At 51.3% G+C, this 22,735-nt stretch carries 27 protein-coding genes; 12 read left to right on the top strand and 15 right to left on the bottom strand.

Going from position 1 to position 22,735, the window contains the following annotated elements; all coding sequences use genetic code 11:
* Window positions 1-13: 13 nt before the first annotated feature.
* The 4 genes from ACR64Q_RS00485 to ACR64Q_RS00470 are packed head-to-tail and all read right to left on the bottom strand — an operon-like array spanning window position 14 to window position 2,980.
* Window positions 14-478, bottom strand: coding sequence for a hypothetical protein (locus tag ACR64Q_RS00485; protein WP_313733237.1), 465 nt, complete (start codon window positions 476-478; stop codon window positions 14-16).
* A gap of 2 nt (window positions 479-480) precedes the next feature.
* Window positions 481-1,347, bottom strand: a complete 867-nt coding sequence (locus ACR64Q_RS00480; protein ID WP_313733236.1) for a 23S rRNA (adenine(2030)-N(6))-methyltransferase RlmJ — start codon at window positions 1,345-1,347, stop codon at window positions 481-483.
* Window positions 1,348-1,385: 38 nt separating this feature from the next.
* Entirely contained in the window at window positions 1,386-1,736 is a 351-nt protein-coding gene (locus tag ACR64Q_RS00475; protein ID WP_036278996.1) for a DMT family protein, read from the bottom strand.
* Window positions 1,733-2,980, bottom strand: coding sequence for a multifunctional CCA addition/repair protein (locus ACR64Q_RS00470; protein WP_313733235.1), 1,248 nt, complete (start codon window positions 2,978-2,980; stop codon window positions 1,733-1,735). The genes ACR64Q_RS00475 and ACR64Q_RS00470 overlap by 4 nt, the downstream gene beginning before the upstream one ends.
* A 45-nt stretch (window positions 2,981-3,025) precedes the next feature.
* Here ACR64Q_RS00470 and ACR64Q_RS00465 point away from each other — a divergent pair, with 45 nt between their 5' ends.
* The 7 genes from ACR64Q_RS00465 to pqqE all read left to right on the top strand — a co-directional run bounded on the left by ACR64Q_RS00465 (window position 3,026) and on the right by pqqE (window position 7,823).
* Complete coding sequence (locus ACR64Q_RS00465; protein ID WP_483823258.1) at window positions 3,026-3,862, top strand: sulfite exporter TauE/SafE family protein; 837 nt, start codon at window positions 3,026-3,028, stop codon at window positions 3,860-3,862.
* Between the two features lie 154 nt (window positions 3,863-4,016).
* A complete protein-coding gene (pqqA, locus tag ACR64Q_RS00460; protein WP_054760176.1) occupies window positions 4,017-4,091 on the top strand; it encodes a pyrroloquinoline quinone precursor peptide PqqA in 75 nt (24 codons plus the stop codon).
* A gap of 109 nt (window positions 4,092-4,200) precedes the next feature.
* Complete coding sequence (gene pqqB / locus ACR64Q_RS00455; protein WP_313733233.1) at window positions 4,201-5,112, top strand: pyrroloquinoline quinone biosynthesis protein PqqB; 912 nt, start codon at window positions 4,201-4,203, stop codon at window positions 5,110-5,112.
* A gap of 11 nt (window positions 5,113-5,123) precedes the next feature.
* Complete coding sequence (gene pqqC, locus ACR64Q_RS00450) at window positions 5,124-5,852, top strand: pyrroloquinoline-quinone synthase PqqC (protein WP_026603069.1); 729 nt, start codon at window positions 5,124-5,126, stop codon at window positions 5,850-5,852.
* On the top strand, window positions 5,852-6,415 hold the full coding sequence (locus ACR64Q_RS00445; protein ID WP_026603068.1) for a Uma2 family endonuclease: 564 nt from the start codon (window positions 5,852-5,854) through the stop codon (window positions 6,413-6,415). The genes pqqC and ACR64Q_RS00445 overlap by 1 nt, the downstream gene beginning before the upstream one ends.
* A gap of 33 nt (window positions 6,416-6,448) precedes the next feature.
* Window positions 6,449-6,721, top strand: coding sequence for a pyrroloquinoline quinone biosynthesis peptide chaperone PqqD (gene pqqD / locus ACR64Q_RS00440; protein ID WP_313733232.1), 273 nt, complete (start codon window positions 6,449-6,451; stop codon window positions 6,719-6,721).
* Window positions 6,699-7,823, top strand: coding sequence for a pyrroloquinoline quinone biosynthesis protein PqqE (gene pqqE / locus ACR64Q_RS00435; protein WP_313733231.1), 1,125 nt, complete (start codon window positions 6,699-6,701; stop codon window positions 7,821-7,823). The genes pqqD and pqqE overlap by 23 nt, the downstream gene beginning before the upstream one ends.
* Here the strand turns inward: pqqE and msbA are convergent.
* The gene (gene msbA, locus ACR64Q_RS00430; RefSeq protein ID WP_313735058.1) at window positions 7,820-9,604 is read right to left on the bottom strand and encodes a lipid A export permease/ATP-binding protein MsbA; all 1,785 of its coding nucleotides are present in this window, start codon (window positions 9,602-9,604) and stop codon (window positions 7,820-7,822) included. The genes pqqE and msbA overlap by 4 nt on opposite strands.
* A 78-nt stretch (window positions 9,605-9,682) precedes the next feature.
* Here msbA and ACR64Q_RS00425 point away from each other — a divergent pair, with 78 nt between their 5' ends.
* The 5 genes from ACR64Q_RS00425 (at window position 9,683) to ACR64Q_RS00405 (ending at window position 14,406) form a co-directional block, all read left to right on the top strand.
* On the top strand, window positions 9,683-10,786 hold the full coding sequence (locus ACR64Q_RS00425) for a glycosyltransferase family 9 protein (protein WP_036277739.1): 1,104 nt from the start codon (window positions 9,683-9,685) through the stop codon (window positions 10,784-10,786).
* Between the two features lie 90 nt (window positions 10,787-10,876).
* Window positions 10,877-11,602 carry a glycosyltransferase family 25 protein gene (locus tag ACR64Q_RS00420; RefSeq protein WP_026603063.1) on the top strand — a complete coding sequence of 242 codons (726 nt, stop codon included), beginning with the start codon at window positions 10,877-10,879 and terminating at the stop codon, window positions 11,600-11,602.
* A gap of 62 nt (window positions 11,603-11,664) precedes the next feature.
* Window positions 11,665-12,834: an O-antigen ligase family protein gene (locus ACR64Q_RS00415; RefSeq protein WP_313733230.1), complete on the top strand. Its 1,170-nt coding sequence runs from the start codon at window positions 11,665-11,667 to the stop codon at window positions 12,832-12,834.
* The gene (locus tag ACR64Q_RS00410) at window positions 12,827-13,576 is read left to right on the top strand and encodes a glycosyltransferase family 2 protein (RefSeq protein ID WP_313733229.1); all 750 of its coding nucleotides are present in this window, start codon (window positions 12,827-12,829) and stop codon (window positions 13,574-13,576) included. The genes ACR64Q_RS00415 and ACR64Q_RS00410 overlap by 8 nt, the downstream gene beginning before the upstream one ends.
* Window positions 13,573-14,406, top strand: a complete 834-nt coding sequence (locus ACR64Q_RS00405; protein ID WP_313733228.1) for a glycosyltransferase family 2 protein — start codon at window positions 13,573-13,575, stop codon at window positions 14,404-14,406. Before ACR64Q_RS00410 ends, ACR64Q_RS00405 begins: the two co-directional genes overlap by 4 nt.
* On the opposite strand, the gene ACR64Q_RS00400 is transcribed toward ACR64Q_RS00405, so the two are convergent.
* The 10 genes from ACR64Q_RS00400 to ACR64Q_RS00355 are packed head-to-tail and all read right to left on the bottom strand — an operon-like array spanning window position 14,403 to window position 22,720.
* Window positions 14,403-14,825, bottom strand: a complete 423-nt coding sequence (locus ACR64Q_RS00400) for a DUF2802 domain-containing protein (RefSeq protein ID WP_313733227.1) — start codon at window positions 14,823-14,825, stop codon at window positions 14,403-14,405. The two genes, ACR64Q_RS00405 and ACR64Q_RS00400, sit on opposite strands and share 4 nt — an antisense overlap.
* Window positions 14,825-14,989: a hypothetical protein gene (locus ACR64Q_RS00395; protein ID WP_313733226.1), complete on the bottom strand. Its 165-nt coding sequence runs from the start codon at window positions 14,987-14,989 to the stop codon at window positions 14,825-14,827. The genes ACR64Q_RS00400 and ACR64Q_RS00395 overlap by 1 nt, the downstream gene beginning before the upstream one ends.
* Window positions 14,990-15,017: 28 nt before the next feature.
* Window positions 15,018-15,491: a chemotaxis protein CheW gene (locus tag ACR64Q_RS00390; RefSeq protein ID WP_020483661.1), complete on the bottom strand. Its 474-nt coding sequence runs from the start codon at window positions 15,489-15,491 to the stop codon at window positions 15,018-15,020.
* A 21-nt stretch (window positions 15,492-15,512) separates the two neighbouring features.
* Window positions 15,513-16,244, bottom strand: coding sequence for a chemotaxis protein CheW (locus ACR64Q_RS00385; RefSeq protein ID WP_313733225.1), 732 nt, complete (start codon window positions 16,242-16,244; stop codon window positions 15,513-15,515).
* Window positions 16,241-17,044 (bottom strand): ParA family protein, encoded by an 804-nt coding sequence (locus ACR64Q_RS00380; RefSeq protein WP_020483663.1) that lies wholly within the window; start codon window positions 17,042-17,044, stop codon window positions 16,241-16,243. Before ACR64Q_RS00380 ends, ACR64Q_RS00385 begins: the two co-directional genes overlap by 4 nt.
* Entirely contained in the window at window positions 17,041-17,922 is an 882-nt protein-coding gene (gene motD / locus ACR64Q_RS00375) for a flagellar motor protein MotD (RefSeq protein WP_313733224.1), read from the bottom strand. The genes ACR64Q_RS00380 and motD overlap by 4 nt, the downstream gene beginning before the upstream one ends.
* Window positions 17,923-17,932: 10 nt before the next feature.
* The gene (locus tag ACR64Q_RS00370; protein WP_020483665.1) at window positions 17,933-18,679 is read right to left on the bottom strand and encodes a flagellar motor protein; all 747 of its coding nucleotides are present in this window, start codon (window positions 18,677-18,679) and stop codon (window positions 17,933-17,935) included.
* The gene (locus ACR64Q_RS00365) at window positions 18,679-19,773 is read right to left on the bottom strand and encodes a protein-glutamate methylesterase/protein-glutamine glutaminase (RefSeq protein ID WP_313733223.1); all 1,095 of its coding nucleotides are present in this window, start codon (window positions 19,771-19,773) and stop codon (window positions 18,679-18,681) included. Before ACR64Q_RS00365 ends, ACR64Q_RS00370 begins: the two co-directional genes overlap by 1 nt.
* Before the next feature lie 9 nt (window positions 19,774-19,782).
* Complete coding sequence (locus ACR64Q_RS00360) at window positions 19,783-21,987, bottom strand: chemotaxis protein CheA (protein WP_313733222.1); 2,205 nt, start codon at window positions 21,985-21,987, stop codon at window positions 19,783-19,785.
* Between the two features lie 10 nt (window positions 21,988-21,997).
* Window positions 21,998-22,720, bottom strand: a complete 723-nt coding sequence (locus tag ACR64Q_RS00355; protein WP_020483668.1) for a protein phosphatase CheZ — start codon at window positions 22,718-22,720, stop codon at window positions 21,998-22,000.
* Window positions 22,721-22,735: the final 15 nt, after the last annotated feature.

Below are 22,735 nucleotides of genomic sequence, written 5' to 3'. Positions count from 1 at the left end.
AGGATGCGCACAATCACATCACGAAAAATGATGCGATATAAGCAACAGCCACTGCAGTGACGGCAATAGCCACTTTGTCCCTTATCGTCAGCGACAGCCAATACAACTCTAATTCGGTTTTCCGCCGCACCCAGGTATTCAGCAACATTTGTTTAAAAGATGCCCAAAGCCGGGGTACTAATTTCGAGAGTCGATAAAACCCAAACCAAGCAATGGTGACCAATATATAAAACGTCACCACCTGGCTGCCGTGACGGTCGGACTCGAATAAATACTCGATGATTTCACCGATATCCAAAACGTGGAATACCAGTTCGACCGCTTCTTCAATGCCTAGCTCGACATACTCGAAGGCCACGTGAAATCCTTCGAACACCAGATGCATCAATTCACCCAGCAGCTCCAGCGTCACATCGTACATGACGATAGCAAGTACCACAAAACCGACGATGATCAAGTCGAGATTCTTTCTAATCATGGCTAATTCCCTACCGCACTCGCCGCTATCGACTCCGGCACCTGCCATTCGACTTTCCAATACCCCTTGCCGTCCGCCAAGATTTGATTCAACCAAGGCAACAAGGCTTCCGCCTGGCTATCCAGCTGCCAAGGCGGATTGATGAACAACATGCCGGAACCGGTCATGCCGCGCCCCGGGCCATCATCGGCTATGCAGTGCTCGATCCGCAACTGGCGGGGTATACCGGTTTGCGCCAATTGCCGCATAAAGTTTTCGGTCGCCGCGCGGTCGATGACCGGATACCACAGCGCATAAATACCGGTAGCAAAGTGCTTATGTGCGGTGGTTAAAGCCGCAACGATTTTTTTGTATTCGTCGCGCATTTCGTAACTGGGATCGATCAAGATCAAGCCGCGCTTTTGGATAGGCGGCAACTTCTTGCTCAAGTTTTGCAAGCCATCTTCTTTGGCGACAGCCACCTGTTTGTCGCCGGCAAATAATTGCTGAAGGGCTTCGACATCGCTACTGTGCAATTCCGACAATACCAATCGGTCTTGCGCCCGGACCAAGCGCTTTACCAATTGCGGCGAGCCAGGGTAGCGCACCAGTTGCCGCCCGGTATTTTCCGCGCGCACCGCGGACAGATAATCTTTCAATTCCGGCGGCGCATCCTGAGTGTCCCAAAGCTTGGCTATGCCTTGCTGATATTCACCGGTTTTTTGGGCGAATTCGGATTTAAAAGAATATTTACCGGCGCCGGCGTGGGTATCGATGTAAACAAAAGGTTTATCTTTTTGCTTGAGTGCGTTGATCGCCAGCGTCAGCAGACTGTGCTTTAACACATCGGCAAAATTGCCGGCGTGGAACCCGTGACGATAACTAAGCATGCTGTCTACCCATTTTTATTATTCCAATCCGTTCAAATTCAGCTTAATTTGGCTCTGAACATAAAAAAAACCGCACCCAGCAAACATAAACCGGCCCAGAGATAATCCAGTTTCAGCGGCTCTTTCATGTAGTACACCGAGAAGGGTACGAATACGCTCAGCGCGATCACTTCCTGCATAATTTTCAGTTGGGCGACGCTGCACTGCGTGTAACCAATGCGATTGGCCGGCACTTGTAACAGATATTCGAACAGCGCGATGCCCCAACTGACAAATGCGGCCAGCAACCAGGGTTTGTTATTCAGTTCCTTCAGGTGCGCGTACCAGGCAAAGGTCATGAAGACATTGCTGCAAATTAATAAGCCGGCTGAGATCAGGATGGCATTCATGCTGATTCTACGGTTAGGTGCTGATAGCCTTGCTTGTAATCGCTGATGGCTTGGGTCCGCAACTTCCGGATGGCAAGACCAATCTGTTCGCCTTGCAAGCCTTTCAGCAAAGCCGCCGAGGTATCGACAGCCGAGGCCGCCATGGCCGCCGAACGAATGTATTCAGCTTGCGGGTAGGGCCTGTCTTCGAATCCGGTTCGGCCGCGCGCGTCGGCTTCGCAAGCCTGCAAAAATTCCTCCAAGCGACTATCGGGCTTGAACGCGCCCAGGGTTTGCAACATATCGGTCAAGGTATCCGCACGTAATTCCAAAGCCCTGTGGCAATGTGTGTGATATTGCATGACCTGCGCGCACAGCGATTTAAAATGATTCGGCACCCGCAATCTTTCGCACAGTTTGGTCAGCACCGGCAAACCTTTTTGCTCGTGGCCGTGATGGCTAGGCCAATGCTGGCTGGGCGTCAAGGCCTTGCCTAAATCATGCAACAAGGCCGCGAAGCGCACCTCGGCCTTATCGGAAAGCCGGGCGGCTTGCTCCAGCACCATCAATGAATGCACGCCGGTATCGATTTCCGGATGATATTTCTCCGGTTGCGGCACCCCGAATAAAGCATCAATCTCCGGAAAAACCACCTGCAAGGCGCCGCAATCTCTCAACACCTGAAAAAATGCCGCCGGCGTCCGCTCCAATAAAGCTTTATGTAATTCCGCCCACACGCGTTCTGCAACCAGAAAGTCTGCTTCGCCCGCAGCCACCATCTTGCCCATCAATTCCAGCGTTTCCTCTGCGACAGTGAAGCCCAAATGGGCATAGCGGGCAGCGAAGCGGGCCACGCGTAAGATCCGCACCGGATCTTCGCTAAAAGCGGGGGAAACATGGCGCAAGATGCGGCTTTCCAAATCGCGCCGCCCGGAATAGGGATCGATCAATTCCCCGTCATCGGCCATCGCCATGGCATTGACGGTTAAATCCCTTCGTAACAAATCCTCTTCCAGCGTCACATCTGGCGCAGCATGTATCGCAAATCCCTTGTAGCCCGGGGCTGTTTTACGCTCGGTACGCGCCAAGGCATATTCTTCGTGATCGATAGGATGCAAAAATACCGGAAAGTCTTTGCCAACCGGCCGAAAACCGGCGGCCAGCATGCTGTCCACAGTCTCACCGACCACCAGCCAGTCACGCTCCTTAACCGGATAATCCAGCAAACGGTCGCGAACTGCGCCGCCGACCAGATACGTTTTCATGCCTTACCAACTCGCCTGCTAAATGGATCAAAAGACACAGTATAAATGAGTCGCTATCATAGTGCTTTGCTTATTCCCAAGCCATTATTCATCATGACGGAAATTTTTTTAGCCAGCCTTTTATTGGGCATTCTCGCCGGCATCTCCGCCGGTTTATTCGGTATAGGCGGCGGCGCATTGATCGTGCCGGTCCTGGTCTGGCTCTTTCAATCTCAGCAGTTCCATCCCGAACAAATCATGCTGATTGCCGTCGCCACCTCATTGGCAACAGCGATCTTTACGTCGGCGGCCTCGGTGCGAGCACACCACAAACTGCGAAACATCGATTGGCGACGGGCCTGGCATTTAGCCCCGAGCATGCTGCTGGGCGCCGGCGGCGGGGCGGTGTTAGCCGAATATATCAGCGCGGATTTACTGCGCTGGTTTTTTGTTGCCTATCTGATTTATACCAGCGTACAAATGGCGAGACCCAAGTCGATCAAAGCATCACCCCACCCCGCCAGATCCTTTCTGGATTACCCGATGGGTCTATTGATCGGTGTGTTATCGGCCATTTTAGGCATCGGCGGCGGCACCATGACCGTACCTTACCTGGCGAGCAACGGTCTGATCATGAAAAACGCGGTCGCCACATCCAGCGCCTGCGCCATCCCTATTGCCCTGGCGGCTGCAACCAGTTACGCGGTATTAGGTTGGCAAGATGGTCAATTACCCGCCGGCAGCCTAGGCTATCTGTACCTGCCGGCATTTGCCGGCATCGTGCTAACCAGCGTATTCACCGCACCGTTGGGCGCCAAATTGGCCCACCGTTTGCCGGCGCAAAAATTGAAACGTTACTTTGCGATTGTGCTGTTGGCACTTGCGTTAAAAATGGCTTGGTAAGCTAGGGAACTAAAGCGCCAAGACACAGCTCACACCACTGCTAGTTTCGGTTTGATTGCTCTGTTGCGCAAAGAAAAACTTCATCGTATACTTCGGCGCAGCTTTCTCGATCAAGCTATCGCACACAACAACAAAACCTCTGGAGGGTATATAAATGAAATGGGAAACACCAGCTTATAACGACATGCGTTTCGGTTTTGAAGTTACCATGTACATCTACAACCGTTAATCCTTAGGGTTGACGATAAGAAAGGGGCATTTTCCTGCCCCTTTTTTTTGCCTGGCGTTTTTTAATCCCGTATCATGCCTCGCTCGTTCACCAACCCTTATAAGCGAACATGAAGATAAGAGTTCTCGGCGCCGGTGCCGGCGGCGGCTTTCCGCAATGGAACTGCAACTGCGATAATTGCCGACGCTTGCGCAACGGCCAATTCAACGGCAAAGCTCGCACCCAATCGTCGATAGCGATCAGCACTGACAACCGCAACTGGCTGCTGTTTAATACCTCACCGGACATCCGCGCTCAATTGGAAGCCTTTCCGGCCATCCAGCCCAAAGAAGGCATCCGCGATACCGGCATTAAAGCCATTCTGTTGATCGACAGCCAAATCGACCATACCACCGGCATGCTAATGCTGCGCGAAGGTAAACCGTTGAACGTGTATTGCACCGAGATGGTCAAGCAGGATTTGACCAGCGGCTTCCCGCTGTTCAACATGCTGAAAGACTATTGCACCGTCAATCATCATCCGATTGCCTGCGACGAAACGCCCTTCGAGATTCCCGGCATTGATGACATCCGCATATACGCCCACGCCTTGAAAAGCAAAGCGCCGCCCTATTCACCGCACCGCCACGACCCGCACGACGGCGACAACATCGGCGTGATCGTCGAGCAGATTTCCACCGGCAAAAAACTGTATTACTCACCAGGCCTGGGCGAAATCGAGCCACATGTTTTGCAAGCCATGCTGAATGTAGACTGCCTAATGGTAGATGGCACGTTTTGGACCGACGATGAAATGGTGACGCGCGGCATTAGCCACAAGCATGCTCGGGAAATCGGCCATCTACCGCAATCCGGCCCTGGCGGCATGATTGAAGTTTTGAATGGCGTACCAAACGCCCGGAAAATTTTGATTCATATCAACAACACCAACCCGATTCTCGACGAAGATTCGCCGGAGCGTAAAACCCTGGATGCCAACGGCATCGAAGTGGCTTACGACGGACTGGAAATTGACTTATAAAAAGGTGTTACATGACTGCTGATAATCAACCCTGGAGCCGCGAAGAATTCGAAGCGAAACTGCGCGGCATGGAAAAGTTCTACCACATTCATCATCCGATGCACACGCTGATGAACGAGGGCAAACTAACCCAACAGCAATTGCAGGGTTGGGTCGCCAACCGCTTTTACTATCAGGTGATGATTCCGATCAAGGACGCCAACATCATGGCCAATTGCCCGGACCGCGAAACTCGCGCCAAGTGGGTACAACGCATTCTCGACCACGACGGCCACCCTGGCGACCCAGGCGGCATCGAAGCCTGGATACGTTTGGGCATCGCAGTTGGGCTAACCCGCGAAGAGATCACTTCGCTGGAACACGTGCTGCCCGGCGTGCGTTTTGCAGTCGATGCCTATGTCAACTTCGCCCGCCGCGCCGAATGGCACGAAGCCGCCAGTTCCTCTCTGACGGAACTGTTCGCCCCGAAAATTCATCAACAACGCTTGGATAACTGGCCCGACGTCTATCCATGGGTGGAACAAGAGGGTTACACTTACTTCCGCAAACGCCTGACCGAAGCCCGCCGCGATGTCGAGCACGGTCTGGAACTGACGCTGGACTGGTATAAAACCCGCGAGCAGCAAGAACGCATGGTGCAAATTCTGAAATTTAAACTGGATGTGTTGTGGAGCATGGCCGATGCGATGTATCTGGCTTATGTTGCCGACATGCCGCCGTATTTCAATATCGAGCAATAATGCAGACAGCCGAACAGCTTCGTTTTAACGCTACCGATTTTCTAGCTTGGGAAGAAACCCAAGTCGAGAAGCACGAATTCGTGGCCGGTGAAGTATTTGCGATGACGGGCGCTCGGCGTGAACATGTTGTCGTCAGCCTAAATATTGCCTCGGCCTTGAAAGAACGCTTGCGCGGCTCATCCTGCCAAGCCTATATCGCCGATCTGAAACTACGTGTCGAGGCCGCCGACGCTTTCTTTTACCCGGACGTGATGGTGTCCTGTCACCCGGAAGATAACAAAGCCAAACAATTTATTTCGCAGCCGACATTAATTGTCGAAGTACTGTCCGATTCAACAGCAGACTACGACAGAGGCGGCAAATTCGTCGCTTACCGCAAGCTGGAGTCGCTTCAGGAATACCTGATCGTCGACATCGACGCCCGCCGAGTTGAATGCTTCCGCCGCACTCCGGACAACGATTGGCTGTTGCACGATTACCTCGGCGAAGTCGATTGCCAACTGCATAGTTTGAGCCTAAGCCTGCCGCTGGCGGAAATTTTTGAAGACATCGACGTTGCTTGAATCTGCAGCCGTTTGCCTAAACACCGGAACTCTATGACCATCACCCCCGATCAACTTATCCAGTTCTCGCCGCTGCATCGGCTGCAATGGGAAGAAGCCCAGCAAAAGTACGTGATTCTTTATCCCGAGGGCATGGTCGAGTTGAACCAAAGTTCTGCGGAGATACTCAAGCTGTGCGACGGCAGCCGGATATTGGAACAAATCGTCGCCGAATTGGAAGAAAAATTCGCCACATCCGGCCTGACCAACGACATCACTAACTTTTTGAACGTAGCATTACAAAATGGCTGGATCAAGCAAGCTTAATATCACCCCGCCGCGCTGGCTGTTGGCCGAGCTGAGCTACAAGTGCCCACTGCAATGCCCTTATTGCTCCAATCCGCTGGATTACGCTAAATACCCCAACGAATTAAGTACCGAGGAGTGGAAACGCGTATTAAGTCAAGCACGTAAAATGGGCGCGGTGCAGCTGGGGTTTTCCGGCGGCGAACCGCTGACACGGCAGGATTTGACTGAATTGGTCAGATACGCGCGCGAGTTGGGCTATTACTCCAACCTCATCACCTCCGGCTACGGCTTGAACGAAGAAAAAATCGTCGAATTAAAGCAAGCCGGTTTAGACCATATCCAGATCAGTATCCAGGCCAGCACCCAGGAACTGAACGATCATATCGCCGGCACCGCCACCTACCAACACAAGCAGGACGTGGCGAAACTGATTAAAAAACATGGCTATCCGATGGTGCTTTGCGTGGTAATCCACCGCGAAAACATTCACCAAATGCCGGAAATTTTGCAGATGGCCGAGAACCTCGGTGCCGATTATCTGGAGTTGGCCAACACCCAATATTACGGCTGGGCGCATCTGAACCGGGATGCCTTGCTGCCCACCCGCGAGCAATTCGAAGAAGCGGAGAAAATTGCCCAGGCTTTTAAAGAAAAAGTCGCCGGCAAGATGAAGATTTATTACGTGGTGCCGGATTATTACGAAGACCGGCCAAAAGCCTGCATGAACGGCTGGGGCACCACCTTTTTGACCATCGCCCCCGATGGTACCGCTTTGCCCTGCCATTCAGCCCGCGAACTTCCTGGCCTGGATTGCCCAAACGTAAAGGATTTCAGCATCGAGCAAATCTGGAACGAGTCGAAGACTTTCAACTTTTTCCGGGGTACGGAATGGATGCAAGAGCCTTGCCGCAGCTGCGACGAGAAACTCAAGGACTTTGGCGGCTGCCGCTGCCAGGCCTTCTTATTCAATGGCGATATGTACAGCACCGACCCGGTGTGCAGCAAATCGCCGGAACGGTACCGAATTGACGCGGCGATCAATTCAGCTCGCGAACTAGCCTTGTCCGACCAGGAAAAGCCGCTGATATTCCGTAACAGCAAAAATTCCAAACAATTTTAAATACCTATCTCAGTCGGCGCAGCAAGGCTTGCCGATTGCTCCACTGGCGCAGTTTGACCAACATCCTGAAACTGCATCTTGTGCAATTTGGCATACGCGCCATCGCAAGCCAAGAGTTCGCGATGCGAACCTTGTTCGACTATCCGGCCCTTATCCATCACCAAAATCACATCCGCGCTTTCTATAGTGGATAAGCGATGCGCCACAACCAAGGTAGTCCGGCCTTGCATCACCCGATTCAGCGCGGCCTGGATGTAGCGTTCGGATTCGGTATCCAGCGCCGACGTGGCTTCATCCAGTATCAAGATAGGCGCATCCTTCAACAATGCCCGCGCCAGCGCCAAGCGTTGACGCTGGCCGCCAGATAGCTTTACACCGTTCTCACCGATTTCGGTTTCCAGGCCTTGCGGCATTTTGCTGACAAAATCCATCGCATAAGCATCGATGGCGGCCTGCTCTATCTGCTCTCGGGCCGCACCTTGCAAAGCCCCGTAGGCAATGTTATTCGCGACAGAAGCATTAAATAAGGTGACGTTTTGCGTGACCAAGGCAATCTGCCGACGCAAACTGTCCAATCGGTAACGTTTTAACTCCACGCCATCGATCAAAATCTCGCCCTGCTCGTACTCGTAAAAACGCGGCAACAAGTTAATCATCGTGCTTTTGCCGCCACCCGAAGCCCCCACCAACGCAACGGTCTGACCGGGCTCAATAGTCACATTGATATCGTTTAAGGCCGGGGTTTCGCTGCCGGGATAACTAAAACTCAGATTCTTGAATTCGATGCGGCCTTGACTGCGCTCGACCTGATAATCGCCTCCGTCGATTTCGGCCGGCTCGTCCAACACTTCAAACAACGACTCCGCCGCCGCGATACCGCGCAAGATCTCGGAATTCGCATCGCTTAACTGGCGAATCGGTTTGGGTAACAAAAACGCCGCCGTAAAAAAGCCGACAAATTCTCCCGGGCTGGATGACTTCATCATGATTAAGGCCAGATACATCATGCCGGCCAGCGCGAAAGAAATGACCAGTTGCATCAGCGGGTTATTCAGGGACACCGTCATGATCAGTTTACGGTATTGGGTTCGGTTATCCAGGCTGGCTTTTTTGAAACGCTGGCGCTCGTAATCCTCACCACCAAAACTTTTGACGATGCGATTACCGGACACCATTTCCGAGGTGATATGCGTCAAATCGCCGACCGTATCCTGCATATTGCGGCTCAAGCGTTTCAAACGCTTGCCGACATAACGCACCATGACCGCCACTACCGGCGCAATCGCCAAAAATACCAGCGATAGCTGCCAGTTGGTATACGCCAGATAACCCAGCAAGCCTACCGCAGTGAAACCTTCTCGGACGAACGACCGTATCGAATCGGAGGTAGCACGCGTGACTTCGCCGATATTATTGGTAATCCGCGAAATCATGTAACCGCTGTTATGCGCATCGAAATATTGCACCGACAAGCGGGTGTACTGATTAAAAATCTCGCAACGCAGCTTGTGAATCAAATTGCCGGAAATCCGTGCCAGATAGTAATTGCCCAAAAATGAGCCTATACCGCGTACCAAAAACAACACCACGAAGGCCAGCGGCAAATACTGAATATCACTTCTGTCCGGCGCCCCAAAGCTGTCGATGATGCGTTGAATAATCATCACCACCGCCGGCTCGGTGGCGGCGTAGATCGCAAAACCGATGGCGCAGACCACAAATAAACGCCAATACGGCACCACAAACGCCAGCAAACGCTTGTACACCTGGCCGTCCGTCATTGTTTTGCGCGAATTTTCTAACGTGTTCAATACTGTTTACCTTTAAAATGTACAGCCATGTTGATCAGCCAACGCTCCATGCCCAACCAAAAACCGCTCAATATACAACCTAAACGCATTTTGGTGATAACCCTGCGTTATTTGGGCGATACCCTACTGGTGACGCCATTAATTTCTTCGCTGAAGCAAGCCTATCCGGATGCGGAAATCGATGTTTTATTGCCTGCAAGTAACGCGGGCATGCTGGAAGGCAATCCCGACGTCAAGCAGTTGCTGATCTTGGAAGGCAAGTCCAGCGGGCTGGCATTCGCCAAACTGTTATTTAACCAGTTTCGCCGATACGATTTAGCCATCTCCACACAAGCCGGCGACCGACCCACGTTACTTGCGGTGATAGCTGGCAAGACCAGCATAGGCTTTGTGCCTGACGATACAGGCAAGGCTTGGTGGAAGAAAGCACTACTTAACCGCTGGTTGTTATTTAGGACCGATTACGGCCACGCCGTCTTGGAAAATTTGCGCTTCTGCAAGCTACTCGGAATAGCCCCTTACTATCGCCTGACTCCGCCGCAAAGCTCGACACCGATACCAGCCATAACCACCCCATACGCCGTACTGCATATTATGCCGCAATGGCGCTATAAACAGTGGCATGCCGACGGCTGGCGGGAGCTCGTCGCCTTTTTAGGCCGGCAAGGCCTCCAAATCGTATTGACCGGCAGTGGCAACCCCGCCGAACTCGACGCGTTGCGAGAATTACAGCAACGACTGCCATCGGATGTAATCAATCTTGCCGGTCAACTGTCACTCGGGCAATTGTCCGCCTTGATCGGCAAAGCCAGATTATTCGTGGGTCCCGACACCGGTATCACCCACTTGGCTGCGGCCACCGGCACACTGACTTTTGCCTTGTTCGGCCCCACCGACCCGGAGAAATGGGCACCCTGGCCGTATGGATACAGTGAGAATAAAACGCCTTTCCCGTCTCGTGGTTCGGGCCAAGTACATAATGTGTATCTGCTGCAAGGCCAAACCGAACAAAATTGCCTACCCTGCCAACTGGAAGGTTGCGATAGGAACCGCAATAGCCACAGCGCCTGCCTCGATCAGTTATCCGGGGCCCGGGTGATTGAGGTAATCGCGCAAACATTGCAAGCCAAACAGCCATCCGCATCGCGATGATTACCGGACAACAGTAATGACGTTGATGTTATTTTCCACAAAACCGTCGATAATCGCGGCTTTTCGTCAGCTACCTGATTCCAAATTCGCATGATGCTATCGCCAAGCCTTGACCGCATTTTGGTTTTGAATGTTAAGAAATTCGCTCAACGCCGTATTTTCATGGAACAACAGTTGCGCAAATTCGGCTTATCGGCCGAATTTATTTTCGACTGGGACATTGAAGACTTGACTGACAGCGTAATGGCCGAATTTTTCCGCGACAACCAGCTTACGGCCGGCCAACAATCCTGCGCATTAAAACATGTGGCAGCTTTACAAAAAATTGCCGATGCTGGCGGACAGGGCTATTCATTAGTGCTGGAAGACGACGCGGTGTTTGGCAAGGATATTAAGCTTGGTTTAGAGCGGGCTATCGCCCAAAGCGCTCGCTTTCCGGGTGACAAAGTGATCTACATTGGCTCCGGCGGTAATTTTTTTACCCCCAAGAGCCAACGCGAACCCGGTCAATACCTTTATCTAGGTCATCGCGGTCGTTTTGCCGACTCGTACTTGATCGATGCCAGTACCGCTCGCCGGCGACTGGACTGGATTAAAGCTCACAAAATCGCTGAACCGATAGACAATCAATTCGAAAAGATCGACAAACAGCTCGGCATTCAAATGATTTGGCTGGAGGACCCGGTCATCGAACAAGGCAGCAAAAACGGCTTATTCAAAAGCGCATTGGAAGCCGATCCGCCCACCTGGCTGAAAGGACTGTTTTTCCGCTGGGAAAAACTCAAGCGTAAACATATCTACCAATTATGGCGTTAAGACCACAAAACATGTTTGCATCCCCCCTGACGTCCGAGACATCACTCAATATCTGTCGCAGCATGACTATTGTTGCAGCCATCGCCGCGCCCATTTCCACGGCCATCGCGAGCATAGCCAGTGTGGCTTTGTTAGTATTCTGGCTACTCTCCGGCCAAGCAGTGCAGACCCTCAAGCTATCTTGGCGGCAACCTCTCGGAAAAATGATCTTGCTATTCATTGCCTGGTTGATAATTGGCACTCTTTACGCGGATACAGACTGGCACAGCAAATTGGAGACATTATCCAGCTGGAAAAAGCTGCTATATGTGTTCCTGCTAATCGGCATTTTTCAGCAACAGGCTTGGCAAAAACGGTTTGTCTACAGCTATTTCATCGCCATGGTTGGAGCTGGCATTATCGCCATACCACTTTGGGCTTTCGATCTTGTAGTGAGACAAGACCGTGAAGTCGGCATTTTCATGACCAATCACGCCACCCAGAGTACCGCTTTTGTGGCGGCCCTGCTTTGCGCCATCTTCCTGGTGCGGGAACCCCTCGACCCCCTGCAAAAATATGCGGTTTGGGCAGGAATAGCCATCTTTCTATTCAATATTTTCTTCATTAGTACGGGTAGGAGCGGCTATTTAGCCGTACCCATCGCTGCGGTTTTTGCATTTGGATCGATATATGGGTATAGCAAACTACCGCAGATTATTGGGATAGCTGCCATCGCGCTAGTGGCCTTTGGCCTAAGCTCCAGTACGTTGCAAGAACGATTCAGACTGGCTTGGGACGAACAAGCCAGTTATCAAAGCAGCAAGGATTTAACTTCGGTAGGCATTCGGGTGGTCTTTTACAAAAACACCGTGGAACTCATCGAGAAATCGCCTTGGTTTGGGTATGGCACCTCGTCGTTCAAACCGACCTACAGTAATTATGCCTTGGCCAAAAGCCAGGGATGGCAGGGCACCAGCACCAGCGATCCTCACAATCAATACCTGTTCATTTGGCTGGAAAACGGCTTGGTCGGCTTGCTGCTGTTTTTTGCTTACATTTATGTCGCATTGCGCCAAGGTATGAATAACCTACCCTACGGTCCGATTGCCGCCAGTTTTTTGGTGGCAATTTGTGCTTCAAGCCTGTTCAACTCGCATTTCAAAACCTTTGCGGAAGGTTATTTGCTGGCGTTTTTTCTCGGCGCGTTGCTAAGTCATCCTGCCGATTCCACCCTTCGTCAGGCCAATGCTTAGCGTTATCGTCATCACCAAAAACGAGGCGCAACATATCGGCCGCTGTCTGGCATCAGTTGCCTGGGCCGATGAAATCATCGTTCTAGACTCAGGTAGTAGCGACGAAACCGTCGCAATTTGCCGACAATTTACCGATAAAGTATTCATCACAGACTGGCCCGGATTTGGCCCGCAAAAGCAGCGGGCATTGGATAAGGCAAGTGGCGACTGGGTGCTGTCTATCGATGCCGACGAGGAAATCGGCCCGGCATTAAAGGATGAAATACAGCACGCCATACAGAAAAACGAGGCCCATGGCTTCGAAATCCCGCGTTTATCCAGCTACTGCGGCAAGCAAATCAAGCATGGCGGTTGGTGGCCTGATTACGTATTAAGACTGTTTCGCCGCGATGCCGGGCGTTTCAGTAACGAAGTAGTGCATGAGCGTATTGAAGTTAAGGGGACTATCCGTCAACTTAACAATCCACTTTTGCATGAAGCCTTCGTAGACCCGGCGGAGGTACTGCGTAAGATCAACGCTTATTCTTCCCTGGGCGCCGAGAAACTGTTCGCTAACGGTAAGCGCGCCAGCTTGGGCAAAGCCATCGGCAAAGGCCTGTGGACCTTCATCCGCACTTATTTCGTCCAGGCAGCTATTCTGGACGGCGCGGAAGGCCTGATGTTGGCCATCTCCAACGCCGAGGGTAGTTATTACAAATACCTGAAACTACGCGAGCTTTGCCGCAAAGCAGCAAGCAAATGAACGGCTTGATCTCGGTCATCGTTACCACCTATAACTGGCCGGAAGCGCTTTCCGCCTGTTTACTCGCACTGATGGCTCAACATGATAGCCGGTTTGAAATCATCGTCGCTGACGACGGTTCCGGCACGGCAACGCAGGAACTGATCAAAGACTTTATCGCAACCTGCGAAATTCCAGTACGCCACGTTTGGCATGAGGATAAGGGATTTAGGGCCGGCACCATTCGTAACAAGGCGGTTGCCGACAGTCGCGGCGATTATCTGCTATTTATGGACGGCGATTGCGTAGCGCTACCGGATTTTATTAGTCATCATCGACAATTGGCCGAAACCGGTTATTTCGTTCCGGGCAACCGGCTATTATTGAACGAAGCTTACACATCACTGGTATTAGGGCAAAAAATACCGCTGCATGAACAATCCTTTGGCTTTTTTTTATGCCAATGGCTGCGAGGCCGCATCAATCGTCTGTTGCCTTTGCTGTATTTACCGCTATACGACTGGCGTTATTGGCAACCGCAGAATTGGCAAAAAGCCATGACCTGCAATCTGGCGGTCTGGAAAGACGATTTCCTGGCAACAAATGGTTTTGATGAAGTCTTCGAAGGCTGGGGATATGAAGACTCGGATCTGGTGATCCGTTTGATTCATTACGGCGTCAAACGCAAGGAGGGCCGCTTCGCGGTGCCTGTGTTACATCTTTGGCACCGACATAACGATAGAAGCCAACACGATGAAAACTATCAGCGTTTATTACAGCGAGTTGCGGATACAACGATGATGCGCGCGGAACTGGGGGTGGATCAGTATATGGAAACGATCCGCAGCTAACCCAAGCCGGAACGCTTACCGCCGCCATGTAAGCGCATCAATAAAACCGCTTCGTCGCGGGTTAGCCCGCAATCCCTGACCAATTCTTCAATACCGACGCCATTGCGGATTTTTTGGATCACATCTTCATAGCCGCTTGCGGGGATAGGTTCTGCGGGCGCGACGTTAGTAACAGTTTGCCGCTGCGTATTGACTTGATCCACAATGCTGTTCAAGCGCGAGTCGTTAGCAGCTAGCCGCCGATCAACAGCCACGGCGGCGGAACAAAGGCCGGCGACGTCATCGTTGCTGCGCTGTACTCGCTCCTCAAGGAGTTGAAATTGTTTTTTTAGTGTCTGCTGCTGGCGCAACAACCAAACCAAAATCGCTAGTACAAATACGACTATACCCGCCAAAACCAGCAATAAATATTCGCTCATCACACTATTTCGTCAACATGCTCGGCAGGCTGTTTATTGTCTTTGTTTGGGTCGGGTTTGGTCTGCGGTCGTTTTTGTGGAGGGCGTTTTTCACGTTCTTCCCGCTCTACCTTGTATATGGTATGAACGGGAGAAAAAGGCGTGATCGGTGTAATCTCGGTCATGTTGCACCTCGCATGCCTAATTAGGCAATCAAAACATATCCAGCTCGGCTTTTTCGTCGTCGCTAAGGAATTTATTCAAATCCACCAGAATTAACAAATGATTGTCGCGACTGGTGACGCCTTGAATGTATTTTGAGCTTTCTTCGTTGCCGACGTTGGGCGCGGTCTCAATCTCGGAAGCCCGCATTTCCACGACTTCAGCAACGCTATCCACCAAAATACCGATGATATGCCGGTCGGTTTCGATGATCACTACCCGCGACGCATCGTCCGTGTCTTTGGAAGGCAAGCCGAAACGGTTACGCGTATCGATGACGGTGACCACATTACCGCGTAAATTGATGATCCCCAATACGTAGGAAGGCGCGCCGGGCACCGGGGCAATCTCGGTAATACGCAACACCTCTTGCACTTGCATGACATTGATGCCGTACTTTTCGTCGCCTAGACAAAAAGTCACCCATTGCATGATAGGGTCGCCTTGTTTTTTATCTTCGCTCATTTTGCTGTATCCAGATGCTGTTTAACTATTTTTTCTATGCGGTACTAGCTGTTTAACATCGATAATCGCTGTCAACTCGTCTATTACCGTACCGATTAACCATGGCTTTTTTTGTCTGGCCGTTCGCCATCTGACCCCATCGGGCTTAACTTTTCCGATGGAGAGAATTTCATCACACACCAAACCCCATTTTTTATCCTGGGTTATTAAAATGCGCTCGAACGGATATTCTTCACTATCGGGCTGCAAGCCTCGGCTTTTGCCGAAAATCAACTGCCGAGTATCAAGCACGCCGATACGGCTATCATGCTCGTCCAGCAAACCCAAGAACCAAGAAGGTTGTCCGGGAATTTTCGTGGGTTTGCGATCAATTTTGATAGTTCTCGACAACTCGATCAGCGGCGTTGCCAATATCAGCTTATCAACCTTAAAAAACAAAGCCTGAAACTCGTACTGCGACCAATCCGGCATTATAGACAGTGCCTGTAGTTTAGCCGGGATTTCCGGCTCTACAAGCTTGGTTTGTCGGTTCCTAACCAGTGATTTGGAAGTTGATTTCGGACTGCCGGTCACGACCGGAACAGGATCCGGCAACTTGATCGGCTCCTCAACGACAAGCCGTTCCAGCGCTATCGCCGGTTTTACGCTAACAGCTTCCTCTGCCTCGGGCACCTCATCCAACAGAGTCTGCAAATAAACATCGAGCGCTAACTGTTGATGAACGATACTGGGGGGTGGTTTGGCCTGAGTCATTTATGCGGCGCCAAGTTTTTGTCTGGACTCTTATCAAGCAATAACAGTTCCAACAATTCGGCATACGCTTCCGCTGCACGTGCACTTTTGTCATACAGGGGTAATGGAATACCGGCCTGGCTGGCATCCCGCACTTTAGTATCTACCGGTACCACCGAACTCCAGGCATTGTCCGGGTACTGCTGATGTAACGCCGCTAAACTGTCACGGGCCGCCTTGGTGCGTTTGTCAAACATGGTCGGCACGATAGTGAATTTAGGCGGCGTTTTCCGGGAATGGAACACCATTTTTATGGTGTGCACCATTCTATCCAGACCTTTTAAGGCCAGAAATTCGGCTAAAACCGGAATAATTAAATGATCGCAAGCCGCCAGCGCATTGATCATTAAAACCCCCAACATCGGCGGACTATCGATAATCACGTAATCGTATTGGTCGGCCACTTTGTTTAATGCGGTAGCAACTACCAAGCCCATGCCGCCGATTGCGGCGACCTGTCTATCCAAAGTGGCGATAGCAGTCGATGCGGGCAAGACATCGATTCCATCAAAGTCGGTCTTGGCGATATAGACCTGAGGATCGATGTTTTTCTTTTTCTCGCTGGCATCGAGAAATAAATTGTAAACACCAAGCTCGATCTCATCCGGATTCATCTTGAAATAGCTGGTCAACGAACCGTGCGGATCCAAATCGACCAGCAGAGTCCTAAACCCCCAGGAAGACAGCAAGCCACCGAGCGTCACCACGGTAGTCGTTTTACCGACTCCGCCTTTTTGATTGGAAACTGACCATATTTTCATAACTGAGCCGGCGGTTCCGGCGTCTTTTCAACTGCGGTTTCAGGTGGCGAGCTGGGCTGCGACGGCGCCAAATTCAGCACTTTCGCGCGTTCGTCGTCAGTCATACCGTAACGAGCAAAGGCTTGCGACATCAGCACTAATACAACTCGCCGATTCTTAAAGCGCCCTTCTTCGTCTTTGTTATCGGCGATCGGATGAAATTCTCCATAGCCCACCGCCGATAATCGTGTCGCCGGAATATTGTTTTTTACCAACTCCTTGACCACGCTGGTCGCTCTGGCCGAGGATAAGTCCCAATTGGACGGGTAAAAGCCAGTGGAAATAGGCACGTTATCCGTGTAACCCTCCACGTTAATCACATTAGGCACATCTCGTATCACTTCCGCGACTTTTGCCAGCACGGGGAGCGCTTTAGCGGACAGTTCGGCCTTGCCGCTGGCGAACAGCAATTCGCTGTTCATTTCCAATTCCACCCAGAAATCGTGCTTTTTAATACCGACGAGCTTGCTTTCGACATAAGGCTGCAAAGCGCCTTGAAACTGTTCGGAGACTTCGCTAAGCCGCTGCTTTTCTTGCAAAATCTCCTCGCTTAGTTCACGTTCTTCGGCTGTAGCCAAATTAGGCAGCTCGATAGGTTGGATCGTAGTAGGAATCACACCGATCTGAATCGGCTCGGCTTCCTTTTGAATCTTCTCGTTGTGAAACAGTGCCTGGTCCAGCGATTCGGAGAATGTTTCGTATTTACCCTTATTAACCGAAGAAATCGAATACATCACCACAAAAAAGGCAAAGAGCAAGGTCACAAAATCAGCGTAAGACACCATCCAGCGATCGTGATTATCGGCCTCTTGCAATGGCCTGCGTCTGCGCCGACTCATAAGGCCTCCATTATTTTTCCAATAAAAAACCGGATAACTTCAATTCGATATTACGCGGGTTTTCGCCCTCGGCTATCGAGGAAATGCCTTCTATCACCATCTCCCTGGCTTGCGATGCTTCGAAAATCAGACTCTTCAGCTTATTGGCTATGGGAATAAACAATAGATTGGCTAGGCCGACACCGTAAATAGTCGCGACGAAGGCTGTCGCGATGCCGCTACCCAACAACTCCGGTTTGGCTAAATTCTGCATGACATGAATCAAGCCTATTACCGCACCAATAATGCCGATAGTCGGCGCATACCCGCCCATTGCCTCGAAAACCCTGGCAGCCTGGATATCCAGATGCTCTTTTGTCGTTAGCTCAACCTCAAGGCAATCGCGTATCACTTCCGGCTCGTTACCATCGACCAGCAACTGCAAACCTTTTTTGGCAAAACTGTCTTTTTCGGTTTCGATAACGGATTCCAACCCCAGCAAGCCTTCCTTGCGCGCCAGAGAGCTCCAGCGTACGATCTTGTCGATTTGCTTTTTAAGCTGCAAATTTTGCGGCACAAAGATCCAACTCAAAATTCGTAAACTGCGCAGAAATACCTTGGGCGGAAATTGCAACAGCGTGGCTCCCAGCGTACCCCCCACCACAATAATGAAGGCATGAAAATTGATTAGGGACCCGAGCTCTCCTCCGCCCATTAGGTTACCGCCGATAATCGCGGAAAAACCTATCAACACGCCCAAAATACTGAGAATATCCATCAATGTAATTTTTTAAATTGGTTGGCAATCTCTTCCAGAGAATAAATATGATCCGCCAGACCGGCTTCTGCGATGGCTTTAGGCATGCCATAGATAGTACTTGTCGCCTCGTCCTGCGCCCAGATTTGCGCGCCGCGCTGCCTTAACTTCATAGCACCAGCCTTGCCGTCGGCCCCCATGCCGGTCAACACCACCGCCAACACATGCCCGGCGAACACCTGGGCAAGCGAGTCAAAAGTAATATCGACGCTGGGACTATAAATTTCCCCGCTTTGCTTGGCCCTCAATGCAATCCGCCGCTCACCGGCTACTTGCTTTACTTGCATCTGCATTGCCCCTGGCCCTAATAATGCGGTACCCGGCTGCAATACGTCACCATCTCGCGCTTCCCTGACATTAATGTTGCACAGCAAATTCAAGCGTTCGGCAAAGCTTTTGGTGAAATTAGGCGGCATGTGTTGCACCAGCAATATGGGTATCGAACACTCAGCCGGAATTTTGCTCAGCACGTATTGCATGGCGACCGGACCGCCGGTCGAGGCGGCAACCACTAAAAGCTCGATTTTGCCGCTAGTTGCTGTCTTGGACCACGCCGACGCAGCGCGTATCGGCTTAGCTGCGGGGCTTTCTGCGGTTGAGCTCTGATGCTCTTCTAGGCTCGTGCGCGCCAGAGGTCTAAGGGAAGTCATTCTAGTAGCCTGAGAAGCCACCATCCTCACCCGATATCTCAGCAAGTAGCGGGCCGTTTCACGATTAGCATCGATGTCTTCCAACTGCTTGGGCAAAAAGTCGATAGCGCCGGCATTTAACGCATCCAGAGTGGCTTGAGCGCCGACTTGTGTCATTGCCGAAAACATCAGAATCGGACAGGGCCGGGTGCCCATGATTTTTTTGACTGCCGTGATACCATCCATGATTGGCATCTCCACGTCCATGGTTATAACATCCGGTTGCAGACTTGCCGCAAGCTCTATGGCTTCGCGACCGTCATGGGCGACGCCTATCACTTTAAACTCTTGATCCTCTTCTAAAATTTCCCGAATTCTTTTACAGATAAAATTGGAGTCGTCGACGATCAGCACCCGAATGGTCATATTGCCGCGTCACATCGCATACTTCTTCATCAGACCCGGCACATCGAGTATCAGCGCTATCTTGCCGTCACCGGTAATGGTGGCTCCCGCCAGCCCTTCCAATCCATGTAACTTGGCACCCAGCGCTTTAATCACCACCTCTTCCTGACCGATCAATTGATCCACCACAAAACCAACATGCCTGCCGCCGGCGTTCACCACCACCACATGATTGGTCGGCTGCGTTTCGCCCGTGAAATAAGAACCTCTGACCAGCCATTCGCTTAAATAAAACAGCGGTAAGGCCTTGTTTCTGACCATTACCACCAATTGACCATCTACCTTATTGGTTTTACTCAAATCCAGATCGAGTATTTCCAGAACGCTGGCCAAGGGCAACGCGAAAGCCTGTCCGCGCAGCTTCACCATAAGGGTCGGCATGATAGCCAAAGTCAGCGGCACCTTGATCAGAATAGTGCTGCCCTTGCCTTCCACAGAATCGATTTCCACCACGCCGTTCATTTGCGCGATACGGGTCTTCACCACGTCCATGCCGACACCGCGACCGGATACGTCGGAAATTTCGGTTTTGGTGGAAAAGCCGGGTAGAAAAATCAGGTTGTAACATTCCTTATCGTCAAGACGGGCGGCGCTTTCTTCATCCATCAAGCCTTTTTCCACTACTTTGGCGCGCAGTATGTCGGGGTTCATACCCTTGCCGTCGTCTTTGATGGACAACTGGATATGATCGCCTTCCTGAGAAGCTTTCAATATCACCACGCCTTCCCGAGGTTTGCCGTTGGCTTCGCGCTCATCCGGAGATTCGATACCGTGATCTACCGCGTTTCTGACCAAATGCACCAAAGGATCCGCCAGGGCTTCGACCAGATTTTTGTCGAGATCGGTTTCTTCACCCACCAACTCTAGCCTGATTTCTTTTTTCAGACTTCTAGCCAAATCGCGTACCACACGCGGAAAACGCCCGAAGACTTTTTTGATAGGCTGCATCCGCGTTTTCATCACCGCCAGTTGTAAATCGGCGGTCACCACATCCAGATTGGAAATAGCCTTGGACAACTGTTCGCCAGCTTCGGCATTGGCTTTAAGGGTTTGGAAGCGATTGCGTACCAGCACCAACTCCCCGACCATATTCATAATATCGTCCAAAATCTGGGTATCTACCCTGACCGTGGTATCGGCTTGCGGTGTTGCGGCTTTACTTTTGTCGGAAACGGAATCTACTACCGGCGCTACTTTGCCGAGGTTATTTTCGGGTTCCACATCGGCGGGCGGTTTCTCGACCGGCTCGGGTTTAGCAGCCACGACCGGTTTCTCGACAGGCGCCGCCACATTTTTAATTGGTGCTTCTTTTTCACCCGCAGCTTGCTCATCAATCTTGCCCAAATTGGCAGCATCGAACTTACCTTTACCGTGTAAAGCATCGAGTACTTTATCGAACTCTTCGTCGGTAATATCGCCCGAATCGTTGGATTGAACTGGCGCCTCGGCTTTTACCGAAAATTTGCCTTTGCCATGCAACTCGTCGAGTAAATTTTCAAACTCGTCTTCACTGATTTCGTCATCCGCCGCCGGGGCTGCCGATTGCGGCGCTATGTGTACAGTAGGAGAACCACCTTTACCATGCAAAGCATCTAGCAAATCCTCAAATTCCTGTTCGGTAATTTCGTCGGCATCTTCCGTGGCGGATTCGCTGGCCAATAACTCCTCGGGATCGAGCATCGCATCGTAATCTTGAGCTGCGGATTCTTGAGGGGATAATTGATGAGATTCCGGAGTTTCATTCACTATAACCGTTTCTACCGTAACCTCAGCAGCGGTAGCTTCAGCCGGACCAGCGTAGGCTTTCAAGCGTTTTAAAAGGCCTTGATCGGCCGATTTTGGCGTATTGCCTGAACGGACTTGCCCGAACATCTCGTTGACGATGTCCACTACTTGCAAAATCACATCCATCAAATCCGGGGTGACTTGGCGATCACCCTGCCTGAGCACGTTAAAAACGTCTTCGGCGTTATGACAAACATCGACCAGAGCGCTGATAGCCAGAAAACCGGCACCGCCCTTTATGGTGTGGAACCCGCGAAATATCGAGTTGAGGAGATCAAGATCGCCGGGTGATTGCTCCAGTTCTACCAGTTGTTCACCCAGTGAATCGAGAATCTCCCCGGCCTCGACCAGAAAGTCCTGCAATATTTCGTCGTCCAGATCGATCGCCATGTTGTTTTCCTCAGAAACCTAGACTAGACAGTAAATCATCAACATCGACCTGACTTGTGGCGACATCGCCGGCTCTGTCATCTACTCCGGGGACAACCGGTCCGGGCACTTCGGGCTGCAACGCCGCTCCGCTGCTTGGCGTAATTTTGCGACTGGAAATTTTGATCAGATTAACCATGCTGCCTTCTAGATCCTGCACCAAATCGATAACCCGGCGGATAATCTGCCCGGTAATATCTTGAAACCCTTGCGCCATCAAAATATCGTTTAAACCCGCCTGGATTTTTTCCAGAGACACTTGCGATTGCTCAAAATATTGACTGAGGTCGGCGCTCATCGCCTTAAACTCGTCGAACGGCATTTCCCGATCCAAAAAGCGATTCCATTGCGCCGACAATTGTTTAACCTGCCCGTTCAGCTCATCCGATACCGGCAACAACTCTTCAACGGCGGTTAGCGTCTGATCCGCGGCTTGTTCGGTCATGGCGATCACATAATGCAGGCGCTCCTTGGCGTCCGGGATATCGTGCTCAGCCATGGCCGCTATTTTAGAATCGACGGAAAAACTAACCATGGTGTCGTGCAATTGGCGAGTTAAGCGGCCAATTTCTTTAAACAATTGTGTTTCTCTTAATCCGGCTACTTGATCGAGAATTTCGTCGGCAGCCGCTTCGTCGCATTTTTCTAATGCTGCGACCAAATCTCGGGCCAAACTCAGCAGGTCAGTATTCATCGTAATCTCCCTGTG

This window comes from Methylomonas sp. 2F7 (assembly GCF_057126975.1).
Note: the sequence above shows the minus strand (reverse complement) of the source record. Positions and strands in the feature narration are given on the sequence as shown.

What these genes read in the sequence shown, in the direction of transcription:
- ACR64Q_RS00470 (WP_313733235.1), bottom strand. Translation starts at nt 2,980, where the DNA reads ATGAAAACGTATCTGGTCGGCGGCGCAGTTCGCGACCGTTTGCTGGAT.
- ACR64Q_RS00415 (WP_313733230.1), top strand. Translation starts at nt 11,665, where the DNA reads ATGACTATTGTTGCAGCCATCGCCGCGCCCATTTCCACGGCCATCGCG.
- ACR64Q_RS00370 (WP_020483665.1), bottom strand. Translation starts at nt 18,679, where the DNA reads ATGGATATTCTCAGTATTTTGGGCGTGTTGATAGGTTTTTCCGCGATT.
- motD (WP_313733224.1), bottom strand. Translation starts at nt 17,922, where the DNA reads ATGAGTCGGCGCAGACGCAGGCCATTGCAAGAGGCCGATAATCACGAT.
- ACR64Q_RS00480 (WP_313733236.1), bottom strand. Translation starts at nt 1,347, where the DNA reads ATGCTTAGTTATCGTCACGGGTTCCACGCCGGCAATTTTGCCGATGTG.
- pqqC (WP_026603069.1), top strand. Translation starts at nt 5,124, where the DNA reads ATGACTGCTGATAATCAACCCTGGAGCCGCGAAGAATTCGAAGCGAAA.
- ACR64Q_RS00395 (WP_313733226.1), bottom strand. Translation starts at nt 14,989, where the DNA reads ATGACCGAGATTACACCGATCACGCCTTTTTCTCCCGTTCATACCATA.
- ACR64Q_RS00380 (WP_020483663.1), bottom strand. Translation starts at nt 17,044, where the DNA reads ATGAAAATATGGTCAGTTTCCAATCAAAAAGGCGGAGTCGGTAAAACG.
- msbA (WP_313735058.1), bottom strand. Translation starts at nt 9,604, where the DNA reads ATGACGGACGGCCAGGTGTACAAGCGTTTGCTGGCGTTTGTGGTGCCG.
- ACR64Q_RS00475 (WP_036278996.1), bottom strand. Translation starts at nt 1,736, where the DNA reads ATGAATGCCATCCTGATCTCAGCCGGCTTATTAATTTGCAGCAATGTC.
- ACR64Q_RS00355 (WP_020483668.1), bottom strand. Translation starts at nt 22,720, where the DNA reads ATGAATACTGACCTGCTGAGTTTGGCCCGAGATTTGGTCGCAGCATTA.
- pqqB (WP_313733233.1), top strand. Translation starts at nt 4,201, where the DNA reads ATGAAGATAAGAGTTCTCGGCGCCGGTGCCGGCGGCGGCTTTCCGCAA.
- ACR64Q_RS00425 (WP_036277739.1), top strand. Translation starts at nt 9,683, where the DNA reads ATGCCCAACCAAAAACCGCTCAATATACAACCTAAACGCATTTTGGTG.
- ACR64Q_RS00400 (WP_313733227.1), bottom strand. Translation starts at nt 14,825, where the DNA reads ATGAGCGAATATTTATTGCTGGTTTTGGCGGGTATAGTCGTATTTGTA.
- ACR64Q_RS00365 (WP_313733223.1), bottom strand. Translation starts at nt 19,773, where the DNA reads ATGACCATTCGGGTGCTGATCGTCGACGACTCCAATTTTATCTGTAAA.
- ACR64Q_RS00420 (WP_026603063.1), top strand. Translation starts at nt 10,877, where the DNA reads ATGATGCTATCGCCAAGCCTTGACCGCATTTTGGTTTTGAATGTTAAG.
- ACR64Q_RS00485 (WP_313733237.1), bottom strand. Translation starts at nt 478, where the DNA reads ATGATTAGAAAGAATCTCGACTTGATCATCGTCGGTTTTGTGGTACTT.
- ACR64Q_RS00445 (WP_026603068.1), top strand. Translation starts at nt 5,852, where the DNA reads ATGCAGACAGCCGAACAGCTTCGTTTTAACGCTACCGATTTTCTAGCT.
- ACR64Q_RS00390 (WP_020483661.1), bottom strand. Translation starts at nt 15,491, where the DNA reads ATGAGCGAAGATAAAAAACAAGGCGACCCTATCATGCAATGGGTGACT.
- ACR64Q_RS00465 (WP_483823258.1), top strand. Translation starts at nt 3,026, where the DNA reads ATGAGTCGCTATCATAGTGCTTTGCTTATTCCCAAGCCATTATTCATC.
- pqqE (WP_313733231.1), top strand. Translation starts at nt 6,699, where the DNA reads ATGGCTGGATCAAGCAAGCTTAATATCACCCCGCCGCGCTGGCTGTTG.
- ACR64Q_RS00360 (WP_313733222.1), bottom strand. Translation starts at nt 21,987, where the DNA reads ATGGCGATCGATCTGGACGACGAAATATTGCAGGACTTTCTGGTCGAG.
- ACR64Q_RS00410 (WP_313733229.1), top strand. Translation starts at nt 12,827, where the DNA reads ATGCTTAGCGTTATCGTCATCACCAAAAACGAGGCGCAACATATCGGC.
- ACR64Q_RS00385 (WP_313733225.1), bottom strand. Translation starts at nt 16,244, where the DNA reads ATGACTCAGGCCAAACCACCCCCCAGTATCGTTCATCAACAGTTAGCG.
- ACR64Q_RS00405 (WP_313733228.1), top strand. Translation starts at nt 13,573, where the DNA reads ATGAACGGCTTGATCTCGGTCATCGTTACCACCTATAACTGGCCGGAA.
- pqqD (WP_313733232.1), top strand. Translation starts at nt 6,449, where the DNA reads ATGACCATCACCCCCGATCAACTTATCCAGTTCTCGCCGCTGCATCGG.